The 3,897-nt window shown below is 42.9% G+C and carries 2 protein-coding genes and 1 pseudogene; all 3 read right to left on the bottom strand.

Annotated features, from left to right (window positions below; translation table 11 throughout):
• Nucleotides 1–943: SIR2 family protein (locus B4K20_RS16295; protein WP_289283721.1), on the bottom strand; the 943-nt coding region annotated here is incomplete at its 3' end.
• Between the two features lie 262 nt (nucleotides 944–1,205).
• A complete protein-coding gene (locus B4K20_RS16290) occupies nucleotides 1,206–3,665 on the bottom strand; it encodes an ABC transporter permease (RefSeq protein WP_289283720.1) in 2,460 nt (819 codons plus the stop codon).
• A pseudogene (locus B4K20_RS16285) lies at nucleotides 3,665–3,897 on the bottom strand (ABC transporter); the annotation flags it as partial. The gene B4K20_RS16290 and the pseudogene B4K20_RS16285, both read right to left, overlap by 1 nt.

Raw genomic sequence — 3,897 nt, 5'->3', positions numbered from 1 at the left:
CTTGTGATACGAGTTTTCGACTTAATTGATATACAAATTTTAAGGCGTTGTGTTCCCCCATTTCACCATATTCATGGGCGGCACCTGATATAAAAATAGTTTTAGATTTATAATTCTGCTCTAATCGCCCCAGCAACTCTGTTATTTCAGAAAAATCGTCAACCAGAATTGTTTTTACGTTGAAGCGTTCCAAATCTTTCACAAAGTAATCTTGTTTTCTCTTTCGATACTCAAAATCAACTACCTCTTCAGAGTCTTTTTTCTCAACACCTCTTATGAAACAATAATGACGTCTTTGGTTTCCTTCATAAGCAACTCGAACCCGGCTGAGAATGTAATCCAAATTTGGATCGGTAAAACTGAATCCTATAAATATAAATGTTTTTGAAATCAGATCGCCTTTAAGATTCGCTAGATATTGATCCATCTTGACGTGATATCGTTCATAATCATCCTTGGTCAAGACAGCTTGGTTGGCGTGGTCGACATCGCCATGCATTTTGTATACGACCGCATCACGCTTTGGCTTTGTTGTAGACAAATGCTCTTTTGTATATTTTACATCTGCTATCTTTCCAGAATTATCAAGAGCATTTTCAATAATCTTGTCATAATTTGTTGTCCAGTAGGTTCTAATTGGTAACCTACAAAGTATTTTATGATTTTCTGTTTCTGAAGCCTCTCTTGAAAACTCTTCTATAAGTCTCTGGTTAAGCTGGCTTCGATTATTCGCATTGTCGTTGCAATGAAACTGCGCTAAAGCTACTAAATCATTTTCTTTATCTACATCCAATCCAAGCTCATCTGCGATTGGTCGTAACAATTCGGCCCAATTTACGAATCCAGCACCCGCTGACATTCCGGCCCCTGCAAAAACAGCCACGTTTTCTTCAAGTAGTTCTTTACCCACATCCCTTAAAAATGCTTGTTTCTTTAAATCCATTACTAATTTCTCAATTTAATTCAATTCTTACAGGGCTTATAACAGTCTGTTTTAAAAGGCCACCGGCCTCATAATAAATATTAAACAGGCCGCCTCATAATTCCTTTAGAAGAACTTTAACATATTGATTATTAATGGAAGTAATTTCTTATCCATGGAATTATGAGGCCAAAGTATTGAACTATTGACGAAAAATAGTGCCAGTCCTTAGGTATCTTCAGATACTGGTATATATACGTAAACTTGTTAGTTTAGGTTTTAATTACACTTCTCGTAATAAATGCATCGGTGGCACGCTGGATACTTTTCTGCTGGCAAATAAACCAATTGCTGAAATAACGATTACACCAATTAGTGGCCCTAAACTCCATAACAGAGGATGCCAGCTTGCTTCTGCTTTAAAGACAAATACCTGTAAACCATACAGGCAGGCTTCGGCTCCAGCGGCGGCAATCAGTCCGGAAAATAATCCCAGTGCACCGAACTCGACAAATAAGGCTTGTTGTACCAAAGATTTTTTAGCACCCAGCACGCGTAATAAAGCCCCCTCTTCCAGGCGCTCTTCTAATGTTGAGCGTACGCTTGCCAGTAATACCAACGCACCAGCACTTAATATGCACAGCAACACCAGCTGAATCGCCTGTGATAACTGCCCGATTACGGTCTGCACTTGTTTTAATAAATCACCGACATTCAACATCGAGACCGTAGGGAATTGAGACATAGCCTTATAAAAAGGTTGTGCATTTTGCTGGCTGATAAAGACACTACTGACAAAGTTAGCAGGGTAATCTGCTAAAGCCTGTTTAGGCAAAATCAGATAGAAATTGGGCTGCATTGAACCCCAGTCAACCTCCCGTACTGAGGTAATAGGTAAGGTAACGTCATTACCACCAATATTAATGGTGAGCATGTCGCCCATTTTCAAATTCGCTTCTTGCATCACCCGTTGCCCGATAGACAGGCCATTCGCATTAAAGTCACCGTCAATCAGCTTGCTACCCTTACCTATTTCCTCAGACCAGGTCAGGTTTAACTCACGTTCAAACAGTTCCGGCTCAGGTTTATCTTCAGGGTAAAGCGTTTGCACCGCAGTATCATTGATAGTGGTAACACGACCGCGAATCATGGGGTACCAGTCTGAACGTTTAATATTCAATGAGTCAGTGACCTTATCTATCTGCTCAATCTGATCGGCCTGAACATTAAACAAATAGTGATTAGGTGCATCTGCCGGCAACTGCTGTTGCCAGTCTGAAATCAAGTTGGATTTCACGCCAACTAATATCAGCCCCAGCATGATTATCAGCGTAAACACCAATAACTGAAATAAGTTAGGAAACAATCGACGATATAAAGCAGCAAAGCCAATCTGCCAACCACTGGTCGCCCCTGAGGTGAGTGAACGACCGAAGCTAAATACGCCATACCCGAGTAAGGCGACTAAGACGCCAATGCCCACAATGGCTAACATCATAATGCTCGGTAGAATTAAGCCGCCTGTATACAGGTACATCAAACCAAACATACCGACAAAACCAATGCCATAAATGATGAGGGTGTTTTGTTCTACTTTAAAACCGGGCTGCAACACGGACATCGGTGATACCTTAATCAGACGCTGCATTAAAGGAAAACAAAATGCCAGCATGGAAACCAGCCCTGTCGCCACACCCAGCCATAAGCGACTTAATGAAGGTTCTGGCAAGGCGGTCGACATTAGCCCCGCCAGCATGGATGAAATAATCAGTTGCCCTGCCCACCCAGCAACCAGACCAATGCCAGCCCCTATTACAAACAGGGCGATAAACTGGATAAGGAATACCTGCACTAGCTTTTTCGGTGTCGCACCTAGTGTTTTTAACACGGCAACCTGCATCAAGTGGCGTTTTACAAATCGAGAGGAAGCTAAGGCCATAGCAATTCCAGACAGGATAACCGCCAGTGTTCCAGCTAATAATAAAAAGGATTGTGCTTTACCAATGGTGTCACCTATACGCTCACCTTTTTGTGTTGGTGTTCGCCAGCGTTGCCCCTCATTCAGTTGTGGCGTCACCCATGTTTCATATTGCTCTAGTAAGTTCTTATCACCGGCCAGTAGCAGGCTATAACGCACCCGACTACCAGGAATAATGACTTGTGTTGCTGTCAGATCGGCCATATTAATCACCGCACGAGGTGATATAGCAAACGCTGAACTACTAGCATTGGGATCTCTGACCAGAAAGTGACTAACGGTTAAGCTTGTCTCGCCCACCTCAACCTGGTCACCAATCTTGACGCCTAATAAACTAGCAAGGCGTGAGGACAACCATATTTTCCCCGGCTGTGGTGGCTGAGTATATTCATGCCCAGTACCGAACAAGGTATCGTCAACCAGATAAACACCTTTGAGAGGATAAAGTGCTGTTACCGCACTAACCTGACTGAGTTGTAAATTATCACCGGCAAATATCATGGTTCGGAATGAGGTGCGTTGCGCCTGTTTAAGCCCCAGCTCATCGGCTTTTGTTTGCCAGTTGTTTGGTATCGCATCATCAGAGCTAATCAAGCGATCAGCCGCCATTAAATTGGCTGACTCGCTTTCAAATGACAATTGTAAACGGTCGATAAATAAACTAATCGCAGTGACGGTGCTGACAGAAATAATCAACGCAAAAATCAGCGTTAAAATGTCGCCACTACGGATATCACGCAGCAGTAATCGTAAGGCAAATTGCATTAGTTTTTTTCCACCAGCTGACCAGCAGACATCACGAGTTGACGATCACATTTTTCTGCCAGATGGTTGTCATGTGTCACCATCACCAGTGTCGTGCCCTGCTCTTTATTCATCTCAAAAAGCTGTTCAATAATGATGCGACCGTTACCTTCATCCAGATTGCCGGTAGGTTCATCAGCAAACAGAATTTTCGGACTGGAGGCAAACGCTCTGGCAATGGCAACACGTTGCT

Source organism: Methylophaga sp. UBA5088, assembly GCF_002414625.1.
Lineage (GTDB): Bacteria > Pseudomonadota > Gammaproteobacteria > Nitrosococcales > Methylophagaceae > Methylophaga > Methylophaga marina.
Note: the sequence above shows the minus strand (reverse complement) of the source record. Positions and strands in the feature narration are given on the sequence as shown.